The organism is Sediminibacterium sp. FW305-C-49, from assembly GCF_058231085.1.
The window spans coordinates 1157138-1183462 of record NZ_JBIQXS010000002.1 but is presented as its reverse complement, the minus strand read 5'-3'; the positions used below and the strand labels follow the sequence as shown (position 1 = coordinate 1183462).

The following is a 26325-nucleotide window of genomic DNA, read 5'->3' as shown; positions in this document are numbered from 1 at the left end:
GGGTGTCAGATGTCAGATGGCAGATGTCTGATTTGTTTTTTATATCCGACATCTGCCATCTGACATCCTACATTCTCCTATCCTTTCTTTACATTCAATGGTTTCAGAAAGCCAATGCCGATCAGGCTTTTGGTCTGAAGGCCCGGTGATGTTTTATTGGGGCCGAAGAGGCGTACATCATCATCATAAATAAGATCAAGACTATAGGTTGCGGAGAAAAATTTATTGATCTTGAAAGAAAAAAGATTGGTCATAAAGAAGTCGATATTCTGCGCCCTGTTATTGTAATTGGAGAACATATCGAGCCTCCCTTTATAGGTTACGTTTTTTGCAATCGCATTATTATAGTTCACGGTAGCAAAAGTACCAATCTCGTTAATCGAAGTCTTACCCGCAGGAACCCCATATTTACCCTGCCCCGACAATGTATTGTTCGCCACCACTGTCCATCTCGATGTTAAGGGCGAAACGAATACAGAGAGTTTATCATTGGGTTTGTAGTCAAAACCCACGGAAAGAATAATATATGCCGGTGATAAAAAGGAAGACGAAAAAGAAGGAACACCACCCGAAAAAGTATAACCATCAAACCACTGTGAACGAAAGTTGAACAGGCTTGATAAGAATATTTTTCCTGTGCTGTCCATTTTATAACCATACTTACTCAGGAAATCAAAACGGTCATCATTCTTACGGCCGCCAAGACTGGTGGTTTGAACGTAACCCAGGTTCATATCGAAATTGTTATCCCAGTTATGGCGGTCTTTTTTGAAGAAATAGAAAAAATTGAAATAGGAACTCACGGCCAGTGAAAAATTATCACCCCCTGCAGCCCAGTTACTTAGAGAACCCTGCGAAAGGTTAGCACTTAATAAACCCCCTCTTTTCCAGGTCCATTTACTGGTATCTGCTTCTTTTTTGATGGTACGGGAGGTTTCGCTTCTGAGCTTGTTCACCACAATATCCTGGGAGAAAGCTGCGGAATTCAATAAAAGGAAAAGCAGCCAGTAGAACCATTTCTTCATGTGTAGGGGGCATTTTCGCTGCAAAACTAATTGATTAACAGAATTTTCAAGCCTTAAAGCCTGTCAAACTGACACAAAAACCAGACAATTTTGTTAATTTTGCAAGCTACAAATTCTATTGTTCATGGATGTAATGGCTATTGGAGACAAAGTACATGATGAGGCACGTCAGGGTGAAGCGTTTAGCCCGTTTGAAAACGACCCCAACCGGTATTCAAAACATTTCTATATCGAGAGCTATGGCTGTGCTATGAATTTTGCCGATAGTGAAGTCATCGCATCCATATTAAATAATGCAGGATTTGGTGCCACCCGCAACCTGGAAGAAGCCAGTTTGATTTTGTTGAATACCTGTTCCATCCGTGAAAAAGCAGAACAAACAGTTCGCAAAAGACTGACCGAGTTCCGGAAAATAAAAGAAAGAACACCCGGTCTGCTCATCGGCATGCTGGGTTGTATGGCCGAGCGTTTGAAAGCGCAGTTACTGGAAGAAGAGAAACTGGTGGATATTGTGGTAGGTCCGGATGCGTATAGAAGTTTGCCTTCCCTGATTGAAGAAGCAGGATCAGGACAAAAAGCAGTGAATGTTTTACTGAGCCGTGATGAAACTTATGGAGATATTGCTCCTATCCGTATCGACAGTAATGGCATCAGCGCATTCGTATCCATTATGCGTGGCTGTAACAATATGTGCAGTTTTTGTGTGGTACCTTTTACAAGGGGGCGTGAAAGAAGCCGCGATGCCAACTCTATTTTACGTGAAGTAACCGACCTGGTAGAGAAAGGATATAAAGAAGTAACCTTACTGGGACAGAATGTAGATAGTTATTATTGGATAGATGAGCAGAAAGATGAGACCGTTACTTTTGCCGCACTCCTCGAAAAAGTAGCACTGGTGAATCCCGATCTGCGCGTACGTTTCAGCACATCACACCCAAAAGATATTACAGATGAAGTGTTGCATACCATAGCCAGACACGAAAATATCTGCAAATACATTCACTTACCCGTTCAAAGTGGAAGTACACGTATGCTGCAATTGATGAACCGAACATATACCCGTGAATGGTATATGTCGAAAGTAGACCGTATCCGTGAAGTTTTACCCGGATGTGGTATCAGTTCCGATATTATTACCGGCTTCTGTACCGAAACGGAAGAAGATCACCAGGATACACTCGATATCATGCGATACAGTGGTTACGACATGAGTTATATGTATTTCTACAGCGAAAGACCAGGCACACTGGCCGCCAGAAGATACACCGATGATATTCCGGAAGAAGTAAAGAAAAGAAGACTACAGGAAGTGGTAGACCTTCAGGGGATATTATCTACTCAAAGCAATCAAAACGATTTGGGTAAAACATTTAAAGTTCTGGTAGAAGGCAATAGCAGAAAAAACGAGGGCGAATGGATGGGCAGAACCAGTCAGAATAAAGTATTGGTTTTCCCCAAGCTCAAAATGGATGAACAATTGAAAGGAACTTATGTGATGGTAAAAGTGACCGACTATACCAGAACAACATTGCTGGGAGTGAGAAAATAAGAAATAAGGAATAAGGAATCAGAAAGGGTAAGAGACAAGGAACAAAAATCAAATCAGACATCTGACATCAGATATCTGACATCAAAAAATCCATATGGATCTTCAAAGTATAAAAAACAGGTTTGGCATCATCGGTAATTCACCGTCGCTGAATCATGCACTGAATACAGCGGTACAGGTGGCTGCAACTGATCTGACTGTTTTAATAGTAGGTGAAAGTGGTGTAGGTAAGGAAGTATTTTCTCAGATCATTCATGCTTTATCAGCACGCAAACACAACCCATTTATTGCAGTCAACTGCGGCGCCATTCCGGAGGGTACCATCGATTCAGAATTGTTTGGTCACGAAAAAGGTGCATTTACCGGTGCCGTAGACAGCAGGAAAGGTTATTTTGAAACTGTGAGTGGCGGTACCATTTTCCTCGATGAAATTGGAGAAATGCCATTGGGTACACAGGCACGCCTGCTACGGGTGCTCGAAACAGGTGAATTTATACGTGTAGGTTCATCTAAAGTACAGAAAACAGATGTACGTGTTATTGCCGCCACCAATCGCGAATTACTGGAGTTTACACAGAAAGGACGTTTCAGGGAAGATCTGTATTACCGTTTAAGTACCGTACCCATCCGTGTTCCTTCTTTACGTGACCGGAAAGAGGATATTCTGCTTCTGTTCCGCAAGTTTGTGGTTGATTTTGCAGAACGGTATAAAACAACACCCGTTCAACTGGAAGACGACGCAAAATCCTTGTTAATTAACCATCCATGGCAGGGTAACGTGCGTGAATTAAAGAATATTGCAGAACAGATCTCTGTGTTGAGTCCAACCAACCAGATATCGGCAACCACCCTCAGCCAGTTTCTGCCCGACCAGTCAAAGTACTCACGTATGCCTGTGCTGGCCGGACATGCAGCCAATGGCTCGGGAGAGTTTGCCAATGAAAGAGAAATCCTGTACAAACTTTTCTTCGACATGAAGAAAGATGTAACAGAACTGAAAAAAATGTTCCTGGAAATCTTACAAAACCCATCCCTTGCAGGATCGGCGGCTAATTTTACCAGGGATTCATTGTTACAGGATTTTCAGGGTAATGGTGAGCTGCAACCCGTTGTTAGTACACAGGTATCGTCAGCACACCAGATCATGCCTGCCAACGGACAACCGGTTTTATTGCATGAGGATGATATTCATCACCATGAAGAAGTGGAAGAATCGCTGAATATCATGGATAAGGAAAAGGAACTGATCCTGAAAGCACTGAAAAAACACAAGGGCAAACGCAGAGATGCTTCACTTGATCTGGGTATCAGCGAAAGAACTTTGTACCGCAAACTGAAAGAATACGATATTGAAGAATAATCCGGGTATGAAAAAAACGATTGGCACATATGGTATTTACAGCATCAGCATTTGTATGCTCGTTGTCATGTTATTGGCGGCCTGTAAAGTGACGTATAAATTCAATGATGCCAGTATCGATCCAAAAGTAAAAACCATTAAACTTGGTTTTATTGATAACAAAGCCCAGTATATCAATCCGCAGTTAAGTCCGAAATTGAATGATAAACTGCAGCAAAAGATTACCAACCAGACCAAACTCACCCGGGTTACCAGTGATGATGCCCATTATGTCATCAATGGAAGTATTACTACTTATAACGGTACACAAACAGTCGGTATCAGCAACAGACAGGCCAGTACCAATCGTTTAACAGTAACCATCCATATTGTCTTCCGTAAAAACCTGGATAATGTTACAGAAGAATTTGATGTAAGCAGAAGCTTCGATTACAGTGCGAATCTTTCCTTTAATACCGCCGAAGCCCAGTTGCTCGATGAAGTGGTAAGAAATATGGTGGATGAGATCTTCAACCGACTTTTTTCAAACTGGTAATCAATTAGTACATTTATCGCTATGAAATGAGCCAAAAAATGTGGATGTCTGCTGAAATACTTAATTGGCGAATTCCATGTGGCCAAAATCAATTAATATAAACAAATGAATTCCATACGGGAGAAAGCCTTATTGCATTTAACAGGTCAGTCATCAGCCGAACTGGTGCCGGTTGACCAGTTGGAAGCATTGGTTAAATCATATCCTTATTTCTCTCCTGCGCATGTACTGCATACTGTCAGGTTAAAACAGAAGGGTCAGGTGGAAGCTTATCAGCAATCGATGGGTAAGTCACTTCTGCATATCACAAACCCGTTGTGGATGCAATACCTTGTTGACATTGATGTTGCCCCTCCTACTGTTGGCATGCCTGAAACACCGGTTATAGACAAACCGGTTCAGAAGCAGATTGCCATACCAACCATGGAAGATGTACGGGATATCATTCGTTCCATCGATCCACGGAAAATACCCGATAACCCCTCTGATGTAGATGATACGGAAGAAATAGCTCCGGATGAGGCTGAAACTCTGCCCTTGCCTGATACGAAATTATCAGGCCTGTTATCAGAGCAACTGGCCGATTTCAAGAAACCGGTTGAAGCCGGCGACAAACTCGAAATTGAGACCGAACGCCTGCATACAATCGATTATTTTGCTTCCCAGGGCATTAAAGTTGACCTGAACAAGATGCCGCAGGATAAACTCACTTCCCAGTTGCGGAAATTTACCGACTGGCTAAAGGAAATGAAGCATGTAAACCAGCAGACTTCCGATCTGGGAACGGGTACAGACCTCGAACAGGCGGTGGCACTGATTGCCGAAAATTCGAATGAATCGAGGGAGGTTGTTACCGAAACCATGGCCGAAGTACTCGAAAAACAGGGGCAAACCGAGAAAGCCATCCAGCTCTATATTAAATTAAGTTTCATAAATCCTGAAAAATCCGCTTATTTTGCGGCCAAGATTCAACATTTAAAAGGTATATAAAATGATCATTCTGTTTCTTGTTCTGATTGTGTTAGCCTGTGTGGCGCTGGGTTTTGTTGTATTGATTCAGAACCCCAAAGGTGGTGGTCTCTCTGCCAATGTGGGTGGTTTAAGCAACAATTTCATGGGTGTAAAACAAACCACCGATGTACTGGAAAAAGGTACCTGGATATTTGCCAGCATCATTGCTATACTGGCACTGGTATCAAGCCTGTTCCTGAAAGGAGGTTCCGGTGTTGACAATTCAGTATTACAAAAAGTAAATACGACTACGAGTCAGCCCGCTCCTACACCTGCTGTACCGGCGAATACAACAACGGCTACGCCCGATACCGGCAAGAAATAAACATAAAAAACATTTTTCCAAAACCCTGCCTGTACTACAGACAGGGTTTTTTATTTAATTTGATGATATGAAAAGAATGTTTGGCTGGTTTTTACTCCTCTTGTTACTGGGTGGCGCCCTGGTAGCCTGGCTTATTTGGGGGTCGGCAACGGCTTTTGAAGAAAAAAGCCGCTATTTTATTATCAGGGAAGGACAAACCAGCAAAGAGGCGGTACTCGCTATTTTAAAAGAAGAAAAGATTGTATCACGGACAACAGGGCTTCAGTTGATTGGCTCGGTAACAACTGTATGGCCAAAACTCAAAGTGGGTAAATATGAAGTGAAAAAGGGACAATCCGCTTTTGATATTGCCCGCATGCTGCGCAATGGTAAACAGGCTGAACTCAGACTGGTGATCAATAAGCTTCGCACCAAAGCAGATCTTGCAAGGCTTATTAGTAAACAGTTTTCCACCGACTCCACGGCGGCCATGGCATTTCTTTCTTCCAATGATTCATTACAGCAACTGGGAACGGATACTACCTTGTTGTTTAGCCAGATCATACCCGATACCTATATTTTTTATTGGAACACGCCTCTCATAAAAATCATGCGCAAGCTCAAAGAAAACAGTGATGCTTTCTGGCAAAAAAATAATCGTCTGGCAAAAGCACAGGTAAAAGGTCTTTCAACAACAGCAGCCTATACCCTCGCTTCTATCGTGGAAGAAGAAACCAATTTCGACAGCGATAAATATAAAATCGCCAGTGTATACCTCAACAGGCTTAAAAAAGACATGCCCCTGCAGGCTTGTCCAACCATTAAATATGCTATGCAGGATTTTACCATTACGCGTATTTATGAAAAATATTTATTGAATCCATCGCCCTACAATACCTATCGCAGAAAGGGTTTACCACCGGGGCCCATCTGCACCCCCTCACCCAAAACCATAGATATTATTCTGGAAGCGCCCTTAACTGACTATCTTTTCTTTGTGGCCAAGAGCGATTTCAGCGGTTATCATCATTTCAGTGCCAGTTATGAAGAGCATGATAAATATGCTAAAGAATACCAGCGTCAATTAGATATTTATATGGCGAATAAAAAATAAAAAAGCATTTTGATTAAACTGCAGCGCATCATTATCTCCTGGAAACCCATTTCTTTTGTAATCCGCAAAAGCAAAACACTGTTGATACCCGGCTTTCAGGGTCTGCCTTTATTTGATGTGGTAGTTTTCTTTTTTAAACAGATTAATAAGGTTGGTTTGAATGAAAGGGCTGCTGCTATTTCATTTAACCTGATCATGGCTTTACCAGCGGCATTGTTGTTTCTTTTTTCACTGATACCCTATTTCCCTGATTCTTTTAATGTTGATAAACAAATCCTGAAATTATTCAAAGACATTACCCCTAATTCTGAGACTTATGTTTTTATCAGAGACATAATGGTGGACCTTTTGAAAAAACATGTCGGTGTTTTTTCCTTTGGTTTCCTGTTGCTTATTTTTTATGCTTCCAATGCCATGATTGGGATTATCCGCACTTTCGATAGGTCCATACAGGAGCAAAAAGGATTTTTGTTTCACCAGCGATGGAGGGCCATACAACTAACTGCCATCCTCATTCTGCTGGTCATAGGGTCATCGCTTGTATTGATTGGACAGGAACAATTATCAGGACTGCTCAAAAGCCTTTTTGATATCAAATCAAAAGCATCCCTCTCTCTCTGGAATACGTTGCGCTGGTTGGTGATTGTGGGACTGGTTTTTTATGGCATTGCTTTTACTTACAAGTACGCTCCTTCTGTTACCAAGCGCTGGAAACTGGTATCACCCGGCTCCCTGCTGGCTACTTTTTTAACCCTGGCCACTACCCTTGCCTTTTCGTATTGGGTAAGTCTGTTTGCCAGCTCCAGCTATAACCGTATTTATGGCTCTATTGGTACTGTGCTGATTCTCATGCTGCTGATGTATTTCAATTCGTTAATTTTATTGATCGGCTTTGAATTAAACGTAAGTATTACTTATCTTACCAGAGAAGCTGAGCTTCGTAAGCAAAAGGAAGCCAGCAAAGAAGCCTTGTTATCTACTGCACCTGCTGAAAAATAACCATGCTGGTTAAACCAGTCTGTATTTTCTTTTGTCATTATGCTATAAAAACATACACGTATGAAAAAAATCCTTTTTTCGGCACTATTCCTGGGCTTAATGGTATGTGCCACTGCGCAATCATTGGCCGTTGGCTCCGATTTGCCAATGGGTGATGTAAAAATGAAAGATATTTCAGGCAAAGAAGTTTCTATTAAAGAAACGATTCAGCAGAATGGCGTATTGGTCATGTTTTCCTGTAATACCTGCCCGTACGTCATTAAAAACCAGCAGCGGACACTTGATCTGGCGGCTTATGCCAAACAAAATAATATCGGCATCATCCTCCTGAACTCGAATGAAGCTACCCGCGACAGTGATGACTCTTATGAAGACATGAAAGCCTATGCAAAAAACCAGGGTTATAGCTTTTATTATACGGTAGATAAAGATTCCAAAATCGCTAATGCTTTTGGTGCAACCCGTACACCCGAAATCTTCCTGTTTGATGCCAATGGAAAATTACAATACAAAGGCGCTATTGATGATAACCCCAATGATGCAGGCAATGTAAAACGTGTACATGCACGTGAAGCCATTACAGAATTAGTGAAGGGCAAATCAGTATCGGTTAGAGAGAGCCGTTCTGTAGGTTGCAGTATTAAGAGAAACTAATTTATCCCTACCCCATTAAAAAAACCAGCCCGGGATTGAATTTCCCGGGCTGGTTTTTTTAATGCACATATGAGTATCGGTAATGATCTAAAAAAAATCGCTTTTTTTATGGAAATTATGGAAGCCTGCATCCAAATTATAACCAAACTTCTGTCATATGAGACCCATTTTTATCATCATCATGCTGGTACTCATTGCTTATGCCATTGCCCAGGGTATTAACTATGGAAGCGTTACCGGCATCATTTTAGCTACCTGCAGCCTTATTGCTTTGGTGTACGCCATTTACCTCACACATCAGTTAGAGAAAAAAGCCGAAGAAGCCGAGGGTGAATACCAGTAAATTATTGAGCAGTCAACGCTTTTAATTCGAGGAGCAGCCGCTCTTCGGGCAACTGCTGTCCAAAAAATTTGCGGTATTTCTTCTTGTTGTTCACCATCAGGGTAACCGGGATGGCTCCATCCCATTGCTGGTCTATTTTAGGACAGAACAGATCGGCATTGGTTTCATCCAGCCATACAATGGTGGAACTGTATTTATTTTTTTTGGCAAAATCGGCTATTACTTTTGGATAATCCTCCGCAAAATCCATACTCACGAGTAAGAGTTTCACTTTCTGGTCGCGAAAAGCAGCTACCGATTTTTCAAACCAGGGGATTTCCCTGATACAAGGTCCACACCAGCTGGCCCAGAAATTAACCACCAACGGAACAGAACTTGTATCGATGATTTTCATCAGGTCATTGATTTTTACTTTCCTGATTGACTGATTCTGTGCCTGTATTTGTGTGCTTAAGATCAATACAAATAGTAGTGTAATTATTTTATGCATAACTGTTATTGTCTGTTATTTTTCTTTCCTCCTCTTTTTCTTTGCCCCGGACTTAAGTCCGGGGCAAAGAAAAAGAAGAAAATGATTATTCAATTTCTTTAAATCCCCATTCCTGTAACAACTGCTCCTGTCTGTCTGCAGGCATCGACATACGGTCATAATGCCCTGCTATTTTCTTCTGACGACTGGCTTCATAAATACTTACAGCACAGGCTACAGAAATATTCAGGCTTTGAATGATGCCCATTTGGGGAATAATAAAATTACCATCTGCCAGGGCCCTGATCTCCTCACTTACCCCTGCATGCTCATTACCAAACACCAATGCAATACTGCCGGTAAAATCAATAGCATATAAACTTACGGCATCTGAAGAGAGATGGGTTGTTAAAATCTTTTGGTAATGCTTACGTAATTCCTGAAAACAAAGCTGTGCATCTTCATATTGGTGCACTGTTAACCATTTGGCAGCACTGCTGCTGCTTTTGGCACCAAATTTTTCATGACGGGGAATTTTTGTATTGAGGATATAAATATCCTGTATCCCTACCGCATCGCAGGTACGCATTACTGCCGATACATTGTGCGGATCGTGTACATTTTCCATCACCACTGCCAGGTTAGGCTGTCTGTGCTGTAATACCTGTAATAGTTTTTCTTTGCGCTCCGGTGTCATAACCCGAAAATCGGTACTAAATCAGAACTAAACAAAGAAATATTGAACAGCAGAATCATGAATGTTGAATATCCAATACTCAAGTAGCTGGCTACTTGAACATTGGATATTCCTGATTCGACATTCAATATTCTACTGTCTACCACCTTCTTCTGTCTCTTCTGTCGTCATCGTCTCTCCTGTCTCTCCTGTCTCTGCGGTCATCATCGCGGTCGTAACCACGTCTTTTATCAACAATTACCACGGGTGGTCTGTAAGCCATGTACTGGCGGCCATATCTTTCACGGTAATAATGCGGGCGGGCAAATGGGTTGGGATCGTTGATCACAATTTTATGTCCGCGATAGAGATCAAATCCACGATAAGCCCTTGGCAGGTCGTTTACATATATCCAGTGACCGCGATCGAGGTACACAAACCTGCGTTGAGGTATATTGTAATACACATCTATTTCTGGGAAATAATAAAAATCGCCTGCATAATTACCGGGCAAGCCCCAGGCTGGTCGCTGACCTATATTCACATTGAGGTTAACCCTCACCTGCGCATCGGCTGTGTGTATCAGTAAGACTGATAATAGAATGGCAATGGGTAAAATTTTCTTTTTCATGGTTCATGGTTTTATACCTTGTATAAGCCAAACCCGATGCCAGAAAAAGAAATAACTGTTATAGAAAAGTGAATAAAGAAGTAACGTTTTTACTATTCACCGATCAGGAAATTCGCACACCTAATCCCGGTTTTCCTGATAAACGAACCTGTCCGTTATCGTATTCAATACCTGTTGCAATATCTGCTGCCAATAACAGTGGTCCATCCATATCCACAGAATCAATCTGGGGTAAAAATTGTGCAATGGCTGCAGAGCCAATCGTAGATTCATTCATACTACCCATCATCACTTTCAAACCCAGTGTTCTGGCTTCCTGTATCATTCTGATGGCAGGCGTCATACCACTGCATTTGGTGAGTTTGATATTGATGCCATGAAAATGACCCGCACATTTTTTTACATCCTGTTCCGATACGCATGATTCATCCGCATACAAAGGCAGAGAAGATTTTTCATACAATAGTTTCATCCCATCCCAATTGTCTTTGGCGAGGGGCTGTTCAATAAACTCAACACCCAATGTAGCCAACTGTGGAATTTTACGCAAAGCTTCTTCTGTGGTCCATCCTGCATTGGCATCGATACGGAATGTAGCACTGGTGTACTGTCGCAATGCTTCAATGATGGCAATATCCTGTGGGGTGCCTAGTTTTATTTTATAGATGGGCCAGGGATGTGCTTTCATTTTATTGATCATCACATCAATCGTATCAATACCGATCGTGTAATCGGTAATGGGGGTATTTTCCCAGCTCGTGTTCCAGAGTTGATATACAGGCTGACCTTTCATCTTTCCAAACAGATCCCAGCAGGCCATATCGAGTGCACAAACGAGAAAAGGATTGTTTGGAATCAGGTGATGCAGGTAATGCCAGTAACGTTCGGGTTCTGTTAAGGCAAATTTCTCGATCATCGGTCTGTGCTTCTCGAGATCGGCGATCATATCTTCTACCGTAACATTGTAATAAGTAATTGCAGGCGCTTCCCCAAAACCCATAAAAGGTCCCAGTTCCAGTGCAACAATCAGTGATGGCTGGTGCGTTTTGGTTCTGCCATGAGAAATCGTGAATGGGTATTGAAATGGAAGGTTGATGGCCCGGTAACTCAGTTTCAAAGGGATTGATTTTGGAGCCGTAAAGATAGCAGATTATGATCTTTGAATTTTTGATCTGTGATTTTTTGATTTTTGATGGGTTGTCAAAACTTTAAATCTTTTTTACCACAGTGTTACACAGAGTAAGGCACGAAGTTTCACAGAGGGCTGCTCATATCTCACTTTTCGCGTTTCAGCTTTCACGTCTCATGACGCTCTGCCACTGGCTTCAATATATCCGCGCAGCTCTTTTGTGAATGTTTCTTCATTCATCAACTCTTCCATACTCAGGTGCATGCGATATCGCCAGTAATGTTTGGGGTTGGCCGGAATATTGATTCGTTCGGTATTGGGGTCTTCCCTGCGTACCGACGCATCCATACCCAACAGGTCCTGTAACTGAAACACAGACCACATAGCAGGTGAATATAAATGCTGTAATACGATTGCCTGGTTAATCCATGCTTCGCAATATGCAGGTGCTTCTCCCCACTGACCCAGCTCATGGTTATAAAACTGCTGAATACGCTCCCGGTCTTCTTCCCACCAGCCACGTATGGTACTCATATCGTGTGTGGAAGGTGTTACTACACTCAGGTAAGGTGCATCATTGGGATGAAAGAAACTTTTCTTGGGATCCTTGGGCATCCTTTGTATTTCGAGGCTCAACAATCCGAGTTGCTTCATTACATCCGGTACACAATCCGGAACCATACCCAGGTCTTCACCACAAATCAGCATATTGGTAACGCGTTTGAGTGCCGGTAATTTTTGCATGGCTTCCTGTTTCCAGAAATCATCCTGACGGCGATAGAAATAATCAACATACAGCGATTTCAGTAACCCCTGGATATGTGCATCCAGGTAACGGAAGGAAGAAATATTTTCAATACCAATACGGAAATGAAAATGCTCATGATCATCTTCCGATGCGGCAAACAGTATCACATTACTGATCAGGTCATACAAACCTTTCTTTACTTTCTCATGCTGGTCATCCTGTTCGAGTGTATTGAAATAAGCTTCTACCTGTCTTTGTGTGGCGAAAGCGGGTTTGAGGGTATAGTTGCCAAATCCATCGTAGTCAAGAAATTCTTTTTTTACCAGTTCATTATCGTACCCGAACAGTTCCCACAACACATTGTCATTGATAAAGGGTTGCGTAAAACGGTGATGATCAAATGAAATACCACGCTGCTGAAACTCATTGATGTGAACAGGAATGGCAGGAACAAAGCGACCCAGAATACCTTCCACTGCATCCATCGGAATACTCCAGATTCGGAAGAAGCCGAGTATATGATCAATACGGAATGCATCAAAATAATAACTCATCTGCTCAAAGCGCTGTTTCCACCAGGCAAAACCATCTGCTTGCATCTGTTTCCAGTTATAGGTAGGGAAACCCCAGTTTTGTCCCGACACTGCAAAATCATCTGGTGGTGCACCAGCCTGTGCATCCATATGATACAATGCAGGATGCTGCCATGCATCGGCACCATGCCGGTAAACGCCAATAGCTATATCACCCTTCACAATAATGCCATGTGCATGGGCATAAGCAGTGGCTTCTTTTAATTGTACATGCAACTGGTATTGTATAAAATAATGCAAAGCGATTTCAGGGTAAGCAGCAGAATCTTTAGCAGACAGCGCATCAATTTCAGACTGCACATAATGTCTGTATGCAGGCCACTGGTTAAAATCTACCGTTCCATACTGATCGCGCAGGTAACAGAAAGTGGCATATGATTGCAACCAGTGTTTGTTTTGTTCGAAATAACTGTTAAAGCTTTCCGATGCTAATACATCCTTCCCTTTGGTCGCATATACTTTCTCGATCAGTTTGGTTTTAAAACGAATCACGGCTTCATAATCCATCTCAGCCAGTGCATTGAGTTTGGCTTTTTCAACATTGATCTGTTTCTGCAGTTTTGCATCCTCTTTCACCAATAAATCAAGGTTCAGGTAAATAGGATGTAAAGCGAATGCAGATATAGCAGCATAAGGATAAGAGTCTGTCCAGCTATGTGTGGCCGTTGTATCGTTGATGGGTAATAGCTGTATCATTTTTAAACCAGCCTGTACTGCCCAATCCACCATTTTTTTCAAATCCACAAACTCACCCACACCTAATCCGTGTTCTGTTCTGATACTGAATACCGGAATAGCCACACCTGCGCCTTTCCAGGCATTATTGGGTAATACCGCAAAACCATCATGTACAATGGTCAGCTTGTCTTTTAGTACTGCTTCGTGAAGAATGCGGTTATTGCCATCTTCATACCGCACAAACTTCTTCTGCACGGTATCATACACTCCAAATTTATAGGCGATCGGAAAATTTTCTTTGCTCAGATTTAATTCAACGCTGTAATAATCTACACCTTCCGGTTTCGACAAAAGAACGGGCTCTGTGGTATCCCAATAACCAAATGCATTGCCACTGCCTGTTACACAGATCGTTTCTCCTTTTTGTAACAAAGGTGTTTTTACACTGAGTATATGTGTAACTGTTTTGGGTTTGTTTGTTTTTACTGCTGTGTGGTTGTTTTTCAACAACACTTTTTTAAAAGGCTCGGTATAAAATGCATTTTCAAAATATCCCGCATAGTTCCAGGTATCGATGATATGTATTTCAGTTGCTTTAACAGCGAGTGGATCAAACACTTTATCATTGCCCCAGTCCTGCTGGATGGTTCCGTCTGCATTTTTCAGTACATAATGATAGGTAACCGATCCTGTACAGTCTGCTGCTTCAAAAGGCAGCGTCAACACCCAATATTCCTCACTAAAATACTGCATGGGTACAGCTTGTTCTACCTCGCCGTTACCGAGTAAAGCATGGTTTCCCACAATAAACAAACCCTGACCAAATACAGTATGAAAACGCAGTTGAAAAGTAATATGTTTTACGGCTGATGGTTGCCTAGGAGCTATAGTTTTGGTTGATGCTTTTGTGGGCGTTTTTGTGGTAGCTGTCGCTTTAGAGCTGGCTTTTTTGCTGGCACCTGCTTCAGGTTTGGACACAGGTTTACCTTTAACTGTAGCAATCGTTTTCTTAGTGGTAGCCACTTGAGCAGTTTTAGAAGTCACAAATTAGTTATTTAATGTGTAAATACAACACAATAATTCAATCCCAGGCAGGCAAAACTAAGTTTAGTTGGCGGATTTAATGAGGTCGGCTGCTTTTTCTGCAATCATGATGGTGGCGGCATTGGTATTGCCGGCAACAATAACAGGCATAATGGATGCATCAACCACACGCAGGGCTTTGATACCATGTACCCGAAGCTGGTCATCAACTACGGCTAACGCATCATTACCCATTTTACAGGTACCAACAGGATGGTAAAGGGTTTCGAGACTGCGGTTGATATGTTTGTTGAGTGAAACTTCATCATCTGGTTCTTTTGGTAGTTGTATACCATCTTCAAAATACGCATCCAGTGCCGAAGTACGCATCAGTGCAATGGCTTTTTGTAAACCGGTCAGTAAAGTAGCACGATCAGCATCTGTGGCCAATACATTCGGATGAATAACGGGGTAATCTTTTGGATTGGCTGTTTTCAATCCAATCACTCCCCTGCTTTCTGGTTTTAATAAAATGGCCATGATACCTATTCCGCTTTTCTGCGGAAAGGTTTTGAGGTCATAGATATCCGTGCTGTAATCATCGGCAATACCAACCGGTGCAAAATGAAACTGTATATCTGGTCGCGATGATGCCTGGTCCAGTGCAACAAAAGCATTGGCTTCAACAGGACTGTTTGACAATGGCCCTTTTTTCATCAACAGTTGTTGCAACACCGCCACTCCCATGTTCCAGGGCTTGAGCAGGTGGTTGGATGTGGGAATAATGGTATGCGCACCTGTTCCCACCCATACATGATCCTGCAGGTTCTTACCCACACCGGGTAAAGGATGAATGATGTTCACTCCAGCCTTACCCAGTTCTATAGGGTCGCCAATACCAGACAGCATCAGGATATGAGGCGATTGTATAGCACCTGCAGACAGGATCACTTCTTTGTTGCAGTTGATCCGTTCAGTGCCTCCGTTCTTTATCATCACCTCCACAGCGACTGCTCTTCCGTTTTCTACCAGTATTGATTTTACCTGGCAGTCTGTTCGCACGGTCAGATTGGATCTTTTCATGGCGGGCTTCAGAAATGCTGTTGCCGTACTATGCCGCCGGTTATTTTTGATGCTGAATTGCAACAAGGAAGCACCCAATTGTTCGGGGCCGTTATAATCATCGTTTCGAGCTATGCCGATTTCGGCACAGGCCTGTATAAATACTTCGGCCAGTGGATGTGGCTGTGTGGATTGTGTAATATTCAGTTCTCCATCCCATCCATGGTAATCGCCGCCAAACTGTTCATTGTGTTCCGATTTTTTGAAAAAAGGCAATACCTCTTCAAACGACCAACCTTTATTACCTAATGCGGCCCAATCATCGTAGTCGGCTTTATTGCCACGAACATAAGCCATGGCATTGGTGGCACTACTACCCCCGAGTGTTTTACCACGCGGAATAAAAAGTTTACGGTGATCAATTGATTTTTGGGGAGTAGTCCAGAAAGCCCAGTCTACTTCAGAGCGGTGGAGTTTTCCATAACCACCGGGAATATGTATTTCCATCTTTGTATCGCGACCACCGGCTTCCAGTAAAAGCACTTTATGCTCACTGTTTTCAGATAAACGGTTGGCCAGTACACAGCCCGCAGACCCTGCACCGATGATGATGTAGTCGAATGACATATTTTTCTCTTTGCAGTAAAAGTTTTCTCCTTGATTTCTCCGCGGATCTGTGGTGAATATACTTCTTCGATATATTCTTTCATCAATATTAAAAATAAACGAAATTGTCAGCTAATCAGCCGCGTTATTAAGAATTGATAGTAATACAATCAACCCTGTTCTATACCTCTCAACCCCTATCTTTGCAAAACTAACAATTGTTCGTATGACAGACATGGCATTCAACCGTAACGAAGACTGGATGAAACTTGGACTCAGCCAGGTACAGCAACACATGGATAAGATAAAACTGGGAGGCGGAAAAAAATCAATCGAAAAACAAAAAGAAAGAAAGAAGCTCACCGCCCGTGAGCGGATTGCCTATTTATGCGATGAAGGCCGCCCCTTTGTTGAAATCGGTGCATTTGCCGGTTTTGATATGTATGAAGCAGAAGGTGGATGTCCCGCAGCGGGCACCGTTGCCGGAGTGGGTTATATTAGTGGGCGACAGGCCGTTATTGTGGCCAATGACCAGACCGTAAAAGCAGGTGCATGGTTTCCCATTACGGGAAAGAAAAACCTGCGCATGCAGGAGATCGCCATGGAAAATAAACTGCCTGTTGTTTACCTGGTTGACAGTGCCGGCGTTTTTCTGCCCATGCAGGATGAAATTTTTCCCGATAAAGAACATTTCGGACGCATCTTTCGCAACAATGCGAGGATGAGTGCCATGGGTATTACTCAGATTGCTGCCGTTATGGGTGCCTGTGTTGCAGGTGGTGCCTACTTACCCATTATGAGCGACGAAACACTGATGGTGGAAGGCAATGGAAGTATTTTCCTGGCAGGATCCTATCTGGTGAAAGCAGCCATTGGTGAAGACATCGATAACGAAACACTGGGCGGTGCCATCACCCACACAGAAATAAGCGGCATTGCAGATTATAAATTTAAAACAGAAGAAGACTGTCTTGATCATATTAAAAAGCTGATGTCGAAACTGGGTGCACAACCCAAAGCAGGTTTCGACAGGATTACCGCTCAGCCACCACAAAAAAATCCGCAGGAATTATACGGTATCATTCCCGAAGGCAACCAGAAGCCTTATGATATGCTAGAGATCATTGAACGGATGGTTGACAATAGTGCGTTTGAACAGTTCAAGCAGGATTATGGTAAAACCATTCTCTGCGGTTATGCAAGAATTGATGGATGGGCCGTAGGTATTGTCGCCAACCAGCGACTCATCTGCAAAAACAAGAAAGGTGAAATGCAGATTGGTGGTGTAATTTATAATGACAGTGCCGATAAAGCCGCCCGTTTTATCATGAACTGTAACCAGAAAAAAATTCCATTGGTCTTCCTGCAGGATGTAACCGGTTTTATGGTGGGCAGCAGAAGTGAACACAGTGGCATTATAAAAGATGGTGCCAAACTGGTGAATGCCGTGGCCAATTCAGTGGTACCTAAAATTACCATTATCGTAGGCAACAGTTATGGCGCCGGTAACTATGCCATGTGTGGTAAAGCCTATGATCCACGTTTTATTTATGCATGGCCTTCCGCAAAGATTGCTGTTATGGGTGGAGAACAGGCGGCTAAAACACTTGCTCAGATTCAGGTAGCCAGTATGAAAGCGCAGGGAAAAGAAGTTGACAAAGTGCTGGAACAACAACTGCTGGATGAAATAAAGGGCAGGTATGAAAAACAAACCACACCCTATTATGCAGCCGCAAGACTTTGGGTCGACAGCATTATAGACCCGCTCGAAACAAGACAGGTTATTGCAGAAGCCATTCATGCAGCCAACCACAATCCCGATATGGATACATTTAGAACAGGTGTATTCCAGGTATAAGCAGCCGTTGTGTATAAGAGGTTAAACGAATTATGAACAGCGGCATTTATTGTTTGTATGAATCCGTTTACTTTGTCGTTTAATTTTTACTATGCAAACCTATCCTATTTATACGGTGGATGCTTTTACCGATCATGTATTCGGTGGCAATCCCGCGGCGGTATGCCCATTGAAAGCATGGTTATCAACAGAGACCATGCAGCAACTGGCCAATGAAAATAATTTATCTGAGACGGCTTTTTTTGTTGAGAGACCTGATGGCGATTTTGATATCCGCTGGTTTACGCCGGAGTTAGAAATTGACCTGGCTGGTCACCCTACCCTTGCCACGGCGCATGTATTATTTTATGAATTAGGTTATGCCAAAGATGAGATTCGTTTTCACAGCAAAAGTGGTTTACTCACTGTTACCAAAAAAGGGGAACTGATGGAAATGAATTTCCCGGCCCGTATGCCAGTACCTTGTGAAATACCTGCACATTTATTAGAGGGCTTCAGTATCAAACCCAAAGAAGTATTACGCTCACGTGATTATTTCCTGCTGTATGAATCAGAAGAAGAGATCATGAATGCAGTACCCGATTTTGTTGAACTGAACCAGGTGGAAACATTGGGTATCATTATTACTGCCAAAGGAAAAGAGGCTGATTTTGTATCGCGCTTTTTTGTGCCCAATTCTGTGATTGGTGAAGACCCTGTTACCGGCTCTGCACATGCAACACTTATTCCTTACTGGGCAAAAGCTTTAGACAAAACTTCGATGAAAGCTGTACAGCTATCTAAACGCAGAGGCGATTTATGGTGTGGCATCAATGGCGACCGCGTTACCATTGCAGGCAAAGCCGTTTTATACATGAAAGGAACATACCGGATCGCATGAGTGAACAACAGGCACATCAACTGATTATTTATACCGATGGTTCGGCAAGGGGTAATCCTGGTCCGGGTGGTTATGGTATTGTGTTGCTTTGGGGCGATAAAAGAAAGGAGTTGGCAGCCGGATATCGCCACACCACCAATAACCGTATGGAATTGATGGGTGTGATTGTGGCACTGGAATCGCTGACCAAAAAAAATATTGCTGTCACCATTTATACCGACAGCCAGTATATTGTTAATTCAGTAGAAAAAAAATGGTTGGACAACTGGATCAGAACCGATTTTAAAGGTGGCAAAAAAAACAAGGATCTCTGGTTAAGGTATAAAGCCATTGCCAGCCATTTTAAAGTAAGATTTGTGTGGGTAAAGGGTCATGCCGATAACCCCTGGAACAATCGCTGCGACGAATTGGCAACTGCGGCTGCAGATGGAGGGGATTTATTAGTAGATGAGGAGTTTGAGAAAAGCCAAATTTGAAAATTTGAAAATTTGAAAATGAGTTTGATGTATAGATTTCTAATAAATAGTTTAAGTGTTCATCGTAAATTGCTGTCAACTGCCTTTCCCACCGGGAAAGCAGTTCTCCATTTCCAAATTTCCAAATTTTCAAATTGAGTAATTGTCTCTCCTCCTGGAGCGGTGGCAAAGACAGTTGTTTTGCGCTGATGAAGGCCAAAGCAGCCGGCATGAATCCCGCTGTATTATTGAACGTGATGAATGAATCGGGTAAGATTTCCCGAAGCCATGGTATTCCTGAAAATATTTTAAGGGCACAGGCTGCAGCAGCAGGATTACCCATACAGCTCATCAGCAGTAGCTGGCAGGATTATGAAAATAATTTTGTAACGGCACTGATGGATCTGAAACAGCAATACCAGCTTACTACGGCTGTTTTTGGTGATATCGATTTACAGGCACACCGCGACTGGGAAGAAAAAGTTTGTTCCCATGCAGGACTCGATGCATTTTTACCTTTGTGGTTAGAGGACAGAAGAAAATTAGTGTTTGAAATGCTCAATGCCGGTATTCAAACCATGATTGTGAGTTGTAATAGTGTGATGGGGCCTTCCTTTCTTGGAAAAACCATTACCCCTGCGTTGGTTGATGAACTGGAAGCCTTGGGCATAGATGCCTGTGGCGAAAATGGAGAATATCATACCCTTGTGTACCATTGCCCCCTGTTTACCCAACCCATTGAAGTTGCGGTAACACAGACATTAGCACATGAAAATTATTGGTTCTCGGAACTGGTTTTACAATAAAAAAGGTAGGATCGTATAAGACGATCCTACCTTTTTTATTGTTGCATACACAACTGGTATTTTATTTCGCTAATTCTTTTTTAGCGTTGTACTGATTCAATAAATAATAACCTCCAAACAGAATCGCCGAGAATACAACGGTAGCAATTAAACTGTTACCATAAAAAGGAACGGCATCTGCATAACACTGGATCAGGCCTTCAAAAGTTTTAGGACGATTCAATCCACCGCCACCTGACCAAACCATAAAGTTGGAAACCAGGAAGAAAGTAGTAGGTGATGCTAAAGAAGCAGCCAATACCTTCAATGGTTTACCATTTCTTAAGAGGAAACCAAAAACAGTTAAGGAAGTAAATAACAGGTAATTTTTCCACTGACCTGTATAAAAACCCTGTATTTCAGTTAACCCGTTTACATACAATGCCTGGTATAACAGATCGGAAAGAAACATGGAAACCAATGGTATGATAAAAGCCCATTTCTTGTCTTTTACAAAAACAGCACCAGCAAATAAGGCAATGGCAAATTGAGGTGCAAAACCCCATGGCCTGTTAGGCATGGCGCGATAAATAGCACTTAAAAAAACAGTCAGTACAAGTGAAATAATTAGCGAACGGTTCAATTTCATTTTGGTCGATTTCGGGTACAAAAATAGGCCTTCTCCTCAAAGTTCCGGTTTCAATTTTCCTCATATTGTGAATAAGCATTATCTACAGGTACAAATGCTTTGCAGAGGATTGTTTTACCCGATGTTCTGAATATGTATGACTGATCGGGAAACACGATAAATGAGTCCCCTTTTTTCATGACCATTTCGTTATTGATGATAACACCGCCTTCCAATACCATCCATATTTCTGGTCCGGAAGCACTGTCTTCAAATAGTGCAGCTTCATTCAACTGAATATAACCAAGTGCAAAATCAGGAACCGGAAAATGAAACACTGTTTCCCCATCTTTCAAAGCGCTTCCTTTCAGAATTTTTGGGGTGATGGATTCGAAACGGGTATTGGCCAGGAATTCAGGCACATCAATATGTTTACTGGTGAGTCCGCCACGTAATACATTATCACTGTTCGACATCAATTCAACATTTTGTCCCTCCAGGTAAGCATGTGGAACACCTGCACCCTGGAAAATGGCTTCACCCGGTTGCAACTGGGTTATATTGAACAGATAAATAGAGAATACGCCCCTGTCGATGTCGCCAACCGGGTTTTCTTCCTGGTAATATTTGGCCACCCACCATCCGGGGTCATTTTTAGTCAGCAATCCCTCTCTCTTATTCCTGATTTCTCTTTTCACCAATGGCAGCAGGAGATTGTTGACTGACTGCTGGTCCATTTCCATGATAAAGCTGTACAGTGAAGCAAGTCCTTCTTTTTTAAACAGTGGTAGCAGTATCTGGAATTCGTGTATGTCGGCCAGTGTTTGCTCCAGCAAATGCTGTTGTTTAAATCCATGTAACAGCCAGAACTCACTGATTGCCAGCATTACTTCTGGTTTATGATTCCGGTCTTTATAGTTACGGTTAAAAGCATTGCCGGCAATGCCCATTTTATCTTCCCTGTCGAACCCTTCTTCTGCTACTTTTTTGGAAGGATGTACCTGGATGGATAACATCTGGTTTACATCAAGTATTTTAAGCAGGTAAGGAAGTTCTCCAAACTGACTGTTCACGCTGGCAGAAAGTGCTTTAACCGGATCCTTACTAATCACATCAGTCAATGAAACGGCAGTATTTCCCTGTAAAACGTAAGCTACACCCAAAGGATGAACACCCAGCCAATATTCTGCAAATGGACGTTTTTCTGCATTATTTATCCCCAATAATTCTGGCAGGAAGCTAAAGCCGCCCCATTCGTAGTGTTGTACTTTACCTTGTAAAGCCGAAATGGTATATGCTACATTCATCGTTACGCAATTAATTTAAAATAACGCTGAAATCCTTCAAAATCATATCCCGCCATCAAGTTTTAACGAAACCATGCAACAGACAAACATACAAACCGGTCAGCAGGGCGAAGATATTGCCGCAGCATTCCTCACAGATAAAGGCTATACCATTCTTGAACGCAATTGGCGTTTCAAACACTGGGAGGTAGATATCATTGCCTCGAAAGACAGGAAACTTCATTTTATGGAAGTGAAGACACGAAACTCCATGCGATTTGGCAAACCCGAAGAAAGTATCACCAGGGAAAAAATGACCCACCTGAAAAATGCTGCAGAAGAATACCAGTTCCGTAACCCGGCATGGAAATATCTCCAGTTTAATGTCATTGCCATTACGCTTGTCAATGGGATTGCCAAAGAAATCTATCTTATTGAGGATGTGTATTTTTAATAAAACAAGCTTTAACTTTTCTACCTGAAGAGAATGAAATAGTTTTGATGTTTAAACTTTAAATATTGTCTTTTACAGCCCTTTCAGATATTATCCATTCTTCAGGCTCAACAGCACGCATGCCAGCTCTTTTTGTTGGACATGGAAGTCCGATGAATGCCATTGAATACAATGAGTTTGCTGCCGGCTGGAAGAACATCACATCAGATATCCCTTCTCCCACCGCAATTTTATGTATTTCAGCTCATTGGGAAACCAGGGGTACTTATGTAACCGCCATGGAGAAACCGAAAACAATCCATGATTTTTATGGTTTTCCGAAAGCACTTTTTGATGTGGAATACCCTGCTCCCGGTAGTCCGTCGCTGGCGGCATTGACCATGGAGAGTGTGCAGTCGGCAGAAGTAATGCCCGATCATCAATGGGGACTGGATCACGGGTGCTGGAGTATATTAAATCATATGTATCCCGACGCATCCATTCCGGTGGTGCAGCTCAGCATGAATCAATTGCAAAAGCCAGACTGGCATTATGCATTGGCCAAAGAATTATCAGCCCTACGCAACAAAGGTGTTTTAATTGTGGGTAGCGGTAATATGGTACATAATCTCGGGTTGATGAACTGGCGTACACCTGAAACCGGTTATGACTGGGCAACAGAAGCCAATGAACATTTTAAAGATTTAATCACCAAGGGAGATCATCAACAACTAACATCCTACCATGCACTGGGTAAAGCAGTTCAGCAATCGATTCCTACTCCCGAACATTTTCTGCCCCTGCTTTATTTACTCGGACTTAAAGACGATGCAGACAGTCTGCAGTTTTTTAATGATAAAACCATTTATGGATCTATCTCTATGACTTCGGTACTAATTGGCTGATTAAGCTAAACGATCCATCATTTTTTCTACCATTTTAAATGTGGCCGGGCAGTAGGATACATTTTGCTGATGTACATGAATGTAATCAGTCATCTTCTTTTTCTTGAGGTGTGGAAAACCCGCACAGTCAGCAGGTCTTACTTCGTAAATAGCACACATATTGGTGCTGAGGTTTAAAAACTGGCAGGGCTGTTTGGTATTCATCCAGTCTCCATCTTCTTCATCGAAGTACAGCCATTTTTCCTTGAACTCTTTGGGAGTCATGCTGAAATGAGTGGCTATTCTTTTGATATCGGTATTGGTGAATGTCGGACTCATGGTTTTGCAGCAGTTGGCACAAGTGAGACAATCTATTTCCTTCCATACTTCTGCATCAATGGTTTCAGCCATTTTATCCAAATGCCTGGGAGGATTTTTCTCAATCTTACCTAAGAATTTTTTGAATGCTTTCTGGTGGTGTCTTACTTTTTGTTTAAACGAACGAAGATTAATCGGCTGCATGTAGAACTAAGATATATGTTTATGCTTGCAATATCGGTGAGCAACTGCGTTATGCCAAATCATTTTATACAACGCTATACATTCTCAGATTTATCCCCCTCCCGCATCAAAAGCCCCCTTTAATCTTTACTTTTACAACAAATAAAAATTCCGCGGGAATTCACCTCATTTTCCAATTACCTAATTTCCAAATTGCATGTGGGATGCCTACAAAAAAGGATTCAAAGCTTTCCTGCGACTGGAGAAATCGTTGAGTGATTTATCTGTTGAAGCCTATTTGCGTGATGTTGACAAACTCACACAGTTTCTTGGCAAAGATGAAGCGAACCCCTCTCCTGCCACTGTTACTTTAAAAGACTTACAAGGTTTTACCAGATGGATTGGTGAACTGGGTATGACAGCTACTTCACAGGCCAGGATTATTTCAGGTATCCGGAGTTTTTATAAATACCTGCTCACCGAACAGATTGTTACAGTTGACCCAACTTCTTTACTGGAAGCACCCAAAACAAAAAGGGCCCTGCCCGATGTACTGAGTTTTGAAGAAATAGAACTGATCATCGGACAGATTGACCAGAGCAAACCCGAAGGTGGTCGTAATAAAGCCATCCTTGAAACCATGTATAGTTGCGGTTTACGGGTAAGTGAAGTGGTAGGATTGAAAATATCCTGTCTGTACCTTGATGTAGGCTTTATCAGGGTAATTGGTAAAGGCGATAAAGAAAGACTGGTTCCTATTGGTTCAGATGCAGTAAAGTATATTAAACTCTACAAAGACAATATCAGGGTTCATCAACCACTGGTGAAAGGTTTTGAAGACATCCTTTTTCTGAATGGAAGGGGCAAAGGATTATCCAGGGTCATGATTTTTTATATCATACGCGATCTTGTAAAAAAAGCAGGCATCAGCAAAACGATTTCTCCCCACACATTCAGGCACTCTTTTGCCACACACCTGGTAGAAGGTGGTGCAGACCTGCGCGCCGTTCAGGAAATGCTGGGGCATGAAAGCATTACCACCACGGAAATCTATACCCATCTTGACCGCGATTTCCTCCGTAATACTTTACAGCAGTTTCATCCGGCATTTAAAGATAAAAAATAGCCATTCGGTATAAATGGTTCTTTAGTTGAATGAAATTCAGGTAGCTTTACCATTCTAAAACGATCATCAGTATGAAAAAACTATTATTGCTTGCTGCCACAGTTTGCAGCATCAATGCATTTGCGCAGATCAGTATGCCTCAGCCCAGCACTACACAGCGTGTTACACAGGCTTTTGGTATGGGTTCTATAGAGCTCACCTATTCCCGTCCGAATATCAATGGGCGTAGTTTATTGAAAGAAGGCAGTGATCTTGCTCCCTTAAACAAATTATGGCGCACAGGTGCCAATGCCGCTACCCGTTTGAAATTTACAGACAATGTTACCATCGGGGGTAAAAAACTCGATACCGGTTCTTATGTACTGTACACCATTCCAGGAAAAGACAACTGGGAAGTCATCCTGAACAAAGGCCTGGGCAATTGGGGCACCGATGGCTACAAAGAGGCTGAAGATGTGGTTCGTTTCAAAGTAAAAGCAGATAAAGCCGCTGGTAATACCGAAACTTTTACCATGCAGTTTTCAAACATTGCTGCCGAAACCTGCGATCTGAACATTGTATGGGGCAGCACTGCCATCAGAATACCCATCAGTACCAATATTAAAGATCGTGTACGTGCACAGGTTGAAAAAGCATTAAGTGCTGAAAAAGTAAACCCCAACGCTTACTATCCTGCCGCGAATTTTTATTATGAAATGGACAAAGACCTGAACAAGGCCCTGAGTGCTGCTACCAAAGCCACTGAAGTAAACCCCAACGGTTACTGGATATTTTTATTGAAAGCAAAAATCCAGCGTGACTTGGGTGATAAAATCAGTGCTAAAGCCAGCGCCGAAAAATGTATTGAACTGGCCAAAGCTGCCGCTTCGCCCAATGAAGAATACGTAAAACTCGGAACAGAACTGATCAAAAAATTATAAAGAACACCCTCTCCAATAAAAAAGTCGTCATGCCTAAAGCGTGACGACTTTTTTTATTTC

At 42.3% G+C, this 26325-nt stretch carries 27 protein-coding genes; 17 read left to right on the top strand and 10 right to left on the bottom strand.

Going from position 1 to position 26325, the window contains the following annotated elements; translation table 11 throughout:
- Positions 1-77: 77 nt before the first annotated feature.
- Positions 78-1025, bottom strand: coding sequence for a DUF3078 domain-containing protein (locus ACH3Z1_RS12655; protein ID WP_490822339.1), 948 nt, complete (start codon positions 1023-1025; stop codon positions 78-80).
- A 124-nt stretch (positions 1026-1149) separates the two neighbouring features.
- Between ACH3Z1_RS12655 and miaB the strand changes: the two genes are divergently transcribed.
- From miaB to ACH3Z1_RS12610, 9 genes are all read left to right on the top strand, one after another.
- Complete coding sequence (gene miaB / locus ACH3Z1_RS12650) at positions 1150-2574, top strand: tRNA (N6-isopentenyl adenosine(37)-C2)-methylthiotransferase MiaB (RefSeq protein ID WP_490822338.1); 1425 nt, start codon at positions 1150-1152, stop codon at positions 2572-2574.
- A gap of 94 nt (positions 2575-2668) precedes the next feature.
- Positions 2669-3934 (top strand): sigma-54 interaction domain-containing protein, encoded by a 1266-nt coding sequence (locus tag ACH3Z1_RS12645; RefSeq protein WP_490822337.1) that lies wholly within the window; start codon positions 2669-2671, stop codon positions 3932-3934.
- A 7-nt stretch (positions 3935-3941) separates the two neighbouring features.
- Positions 3942-4469 carry an LptE family protein gene (locus tag ACH3Z1_RS12640; protein ID WP_490822336.1) on the top strand — a complete coding sequence of 176 codons (528 nt, stop codon included), beginning with the start codon at positions 3942-3944 and terminating at the stop codon, positions 4467-4469.
- Positions 4470-4574: 105 nt separating this feature from the next.
- Complete coding sequence (locus tag ACH3Z1_RS12635; protein WP_490822335.1) at positions 4575-5459, top strand: DUF8458 domain-containing protein; 885 nt, start codon at positions 4575-4577, stop codon at positions 5457-5459.
- A 1-nt stretch (position 5460) separates the two neighbouring features.
- Entirely contained in the window at positions 5461-5805 is a 345-nt protein-coding gene (gene secG / locus ACH3Z1_RS12630; RefSeq protein ID WP_295203950.1) for a preprotein translocase subunit SecG, read from the top strand.
- A gap of 67 nt (positions 5806-5872) precedes the next feature.
- On the top strand, positions 5873-6898 hold the full coding sequence (gene mltG, locus ACH3Z1_RS12625) for an endolytic transglycosylase MltG (RefSeq protein ID WP_490822334.1): 1026 nt from the start codon (positions 5873-5875) through the stop codon (positions 6896-6898).
- 9 nt (positions 6899-6907) lie between these two features.
- Positions 6908-7897 carry a YihY/virulence factor BrkB family protein gene (locus tag ACH3Z1_RS12620; RefSeq protein ID WP_490822333.1) on the top strand — a complete coding sequence of 330 codons (990 nt, stop codon included), beginning with the start codon at positions 6908-6910 and terminating at the stop codon, positions 7895-7897.
- A gap of 60 nt (positions 7898-7957) precedes the next feature.
- Positions 7958-8551 carry a thioredoxin family protein gene (locus ACH3Z1_RS12615; RefSeq protein WP_490822332.1) on the top strand — a complete coding sequence of 198 codons (594 nt, stop codon included), beginning with the start codon at positions 7958-7960 and terminating at the stop codon, positions 8549-8551.
- Positions 8552-8708: 157 nt separating this feature from the next.
- Complete coding sequence (locus ACH3Z1_RS12610; protein WP_490822331.1) at positions 8709-8894, top strand: hypothetical protein; 186 nt, start codon at positions 8709-8711, stop codon at positions 8892-8894.
- Position 8895: 1 nt separating this feature from the next.
- Here the strand turns inward: ACH3Z1_RS12610 and ACH3Z1_RS12605 are convergent, their stop codons facing one another.
- The 6 genes from ACH3Z1_RS12605 to ACH3Z1_RS12580 all read right to left on the bottom strand — a co-directional run bounded on the left by ACH3Z1_RS12605 (position 8896) and on the right by ACH3Z1_RS12580 (position 16530).
- Positions 8896-9384, bottom strand: a complete 489-nt coding sequence (locus tag ACH3Z1_RS12605; RefSeq protein ID WP_490822330.1) for a TlpA disulfide reductase family protein — start codon at positions 9382-9384, stop codon at positions 8896-8898.
- Positions 9385-9469: 85 nt separating this feature from the next.
- Positions 9470-10060, bottom strand: coding sequence for a TrmH family RNA methyltransferase (locus ACH3Z1_RS12600; RefSeq protein ID WP_490822329.1), 591 nt, complete (start codon positions 10058-10060; stop codon positions 9470-9472).
- A 139-nt stretch (positions 10061-10199) separates the two neighbouring features.
- Positions 10200-10670 (bottom strand): hypothetical protein, encoded by a 471-nt coding sequence (locus tag ACH3Z1_RS12595; RefSeq protein ID WP_490822328.1) that lies wholly within the window; start codon positions 10668-10670, stop codon positions 10200-10202.
- A gap of 103 nt (positions 10671-10773) precedes the next feature.
- On the bottom strand, positions 10774-11787 hold the full coding sequence (locus ACH3Z1_RS12590; RefSeq protein WP_490822327.1) for a dipeptide epimerase: 1014 nt from the start codon (positions 11785-11787) through the stop codon (positions 10774-10776).
- A gap of 186 nt (positions 11788-11973) precedes the next feature.
- Positions 11974-14841: a 4-alpha-glucanotransferase gene (locus ACH3Z1_RS12585; RefSeq protein WP_490822326.1), complete on the bottom strand. Its 2868-nt coding sequence runs from the start codon at positions 14839-14841 to the stop codon at positions 11974-11976.
- Positions 14842-14925: 84 nt separating this feature from the next.
- The gene (locus tag ACH3Z1_RS12580) at positions 14926-16530 is read right to left on the bottom strand and encodes a GMC family oxidoreductase (RefSeq protein WP_490822325.1); all 1605 of its coding nucleotides are present in this window, start codon (positions 16528-16530) and stop codon (positions 14926-14928) included.
- Positions 16531-16735: 205 nt separating this feature from the next.
- Between ACH3Z1_RS12580 and ACH3Z1_RS12575 the strand changes: the two genes are divergently transcribed.
- The 4 genes from ACH3Z1_RS12575 (at position 16736) to ACH3Z1_RS12560 (ending at position 20508) form a co-directional block, all read left to right on the top strand.
- Positions 16736-18367, top strand: a complete 1632-nt coding sequence (locus ACH3Z1_RS12575) for an acyl-CoA carboxylase subunit beta (protein ID WP_490822324.1) — start codon at positions 16736-16738, stop codon at positions 18365-18367.
- A 91-nt stretch (positions 18368-18458) separates the two neighbouring features.
- The gene (locus tag ACH3Z1_RS12570) at positions 18459-19247 is read left to right on the top strand and encodes a PhzF family phenazine biosynthesis protein (protein ID WP_490822323.1); all 789 of its coding nucleotides are present in this window, start codon (positions 18459-18461) and stop codon (positions 19245-19247) included.
- Positions 19244-19723, top strand: a complete 480-nt coding sequence (rnhA, locus tag ACH3Z1_RS12565; protein WP_490822322.1) for a ribonuclease HI — start codon at positions 19244-19246, stop codon at positions 19721-19723. Before ACH3Z1_RS12570 ends, rnhA begins: the two co-directional genes overlap by 4 nt.
- A gap of 134 nt (positions 19724-19857) precedes the next feature.
- A complete protein-coding gene (locus ACH3Z1_RS12560) occupies positions 19858-20508 on the top strand; it encodes a Dph6-related ATP pyrophosphatase (RefSeq protein WP_490822321.1) in 651 nt (216 codons plus the stop codon).
- 61 nt (positions 20509-20569) lie between these two features.
- Here the strand turns inward: ACH3Z1_RS12560 and ACH3Z1_RS12555 are convergent, their stop codons facing one another.
- Both ACH3Z1_RS12555 and manA read right to left on the bottom strand, forming a co-directional pair.
- Positions 20570-21136, bottom strand: coding sequence for a DUF6580 family putative transport protein (locus ACH3Z1_RS12555; RefSeq protein WP_490822320.1), 567 nt, complete (start codon positions 21134-21136; stop codon positions 20570-20572).
- 50 nt (positions 21137-21186) lie between these two features.
- Positions 21187-22422 carry a mannose-6-phosphate isomerase, class I gene (manA, locus tag ACH3Z1_RS12550; protein ID WP_490822319.1) on the bottom strand — a complete coding sequence of 412 codons (1236 nt, stop codon included), beginning with the start codon at positions 22420-22422 and terminating at the stop codon, positions 21187-21189.
- Positions 22423-22495: 73 nt separating this feature from the next.
- On the opposite strand from manA, the gene ACH3Z1_RS12545 reads away from it, so the two are divergent.
- Both ACH3Z1_RS12545 and ygiD read left to right on the top strand, forming a co-directional pair.
- Positions 22496-22855, top strand: a complete 360-nt coding sequence (locus tag ACH3Z1_RS12545; protein WP_490822318.1) for a YraN family protein — start codon at positions 22496-22498, stop codon at positions 22853-22855.
- Between the two features lie 119 nt (positions 22856-22974).
- Entirely contained in the window at positions 22975-23739 is a 765-nt protein-coding gene (gene ygiD / locus ACH3Z1_RS12540; RefSeq protein WP_490822317.1) for a 4,5-DOPA-extradiol-dioxygenase, read from the top strand.
- Here the strand turns inward: ygiD and ACH3Z1_RS12535 are convergent, their stop codons facing one another.
- Entirely contained in the window at positions 23740-24240 is a 501-nt protein-coding gene (locus ACH3Z1_RS12535) for a YkgJ family cysteine cluster protein (RefSeq protein WP_490822316.1), read from the bottom strand.
- Between the two features lie 196 nt (positions 24241-24436).
- Here ACH3Z1_RS12535 and ACH3Z1_RS12530 point away from each other — a divergent pair, with 196 nt between their 5' ends.
- Both ACH3Z1_RS12530 and ACH3Z1_RS12525 read left to right on the top strand, forming a co-directional pair.
- Positions 24437-25345 (top strand): site-specific tyrosine recombinase, encoded by a 909-nt coding sequence (locus ACH3Z1_RS12530; RefSeq protein ID WP_490822315.1) that lies wholly within the window; start codon positions 24437-24439, stop codon positions 25343-25345.
- 71 nt (positions 25346-25416) lie between these two features.
- A complete protein-coding gene (locus tag ACH3Z1_RS12525) occupies positions 25417-26265 on the top strand; it encodes a DUF2911 domain-containing protein (RefSeq protein ID WP_490822314.1) in 849 nt (282 codons plus the stop codon).
- Positions 26266-26325 lie beyond the last annotated feature (60 nt).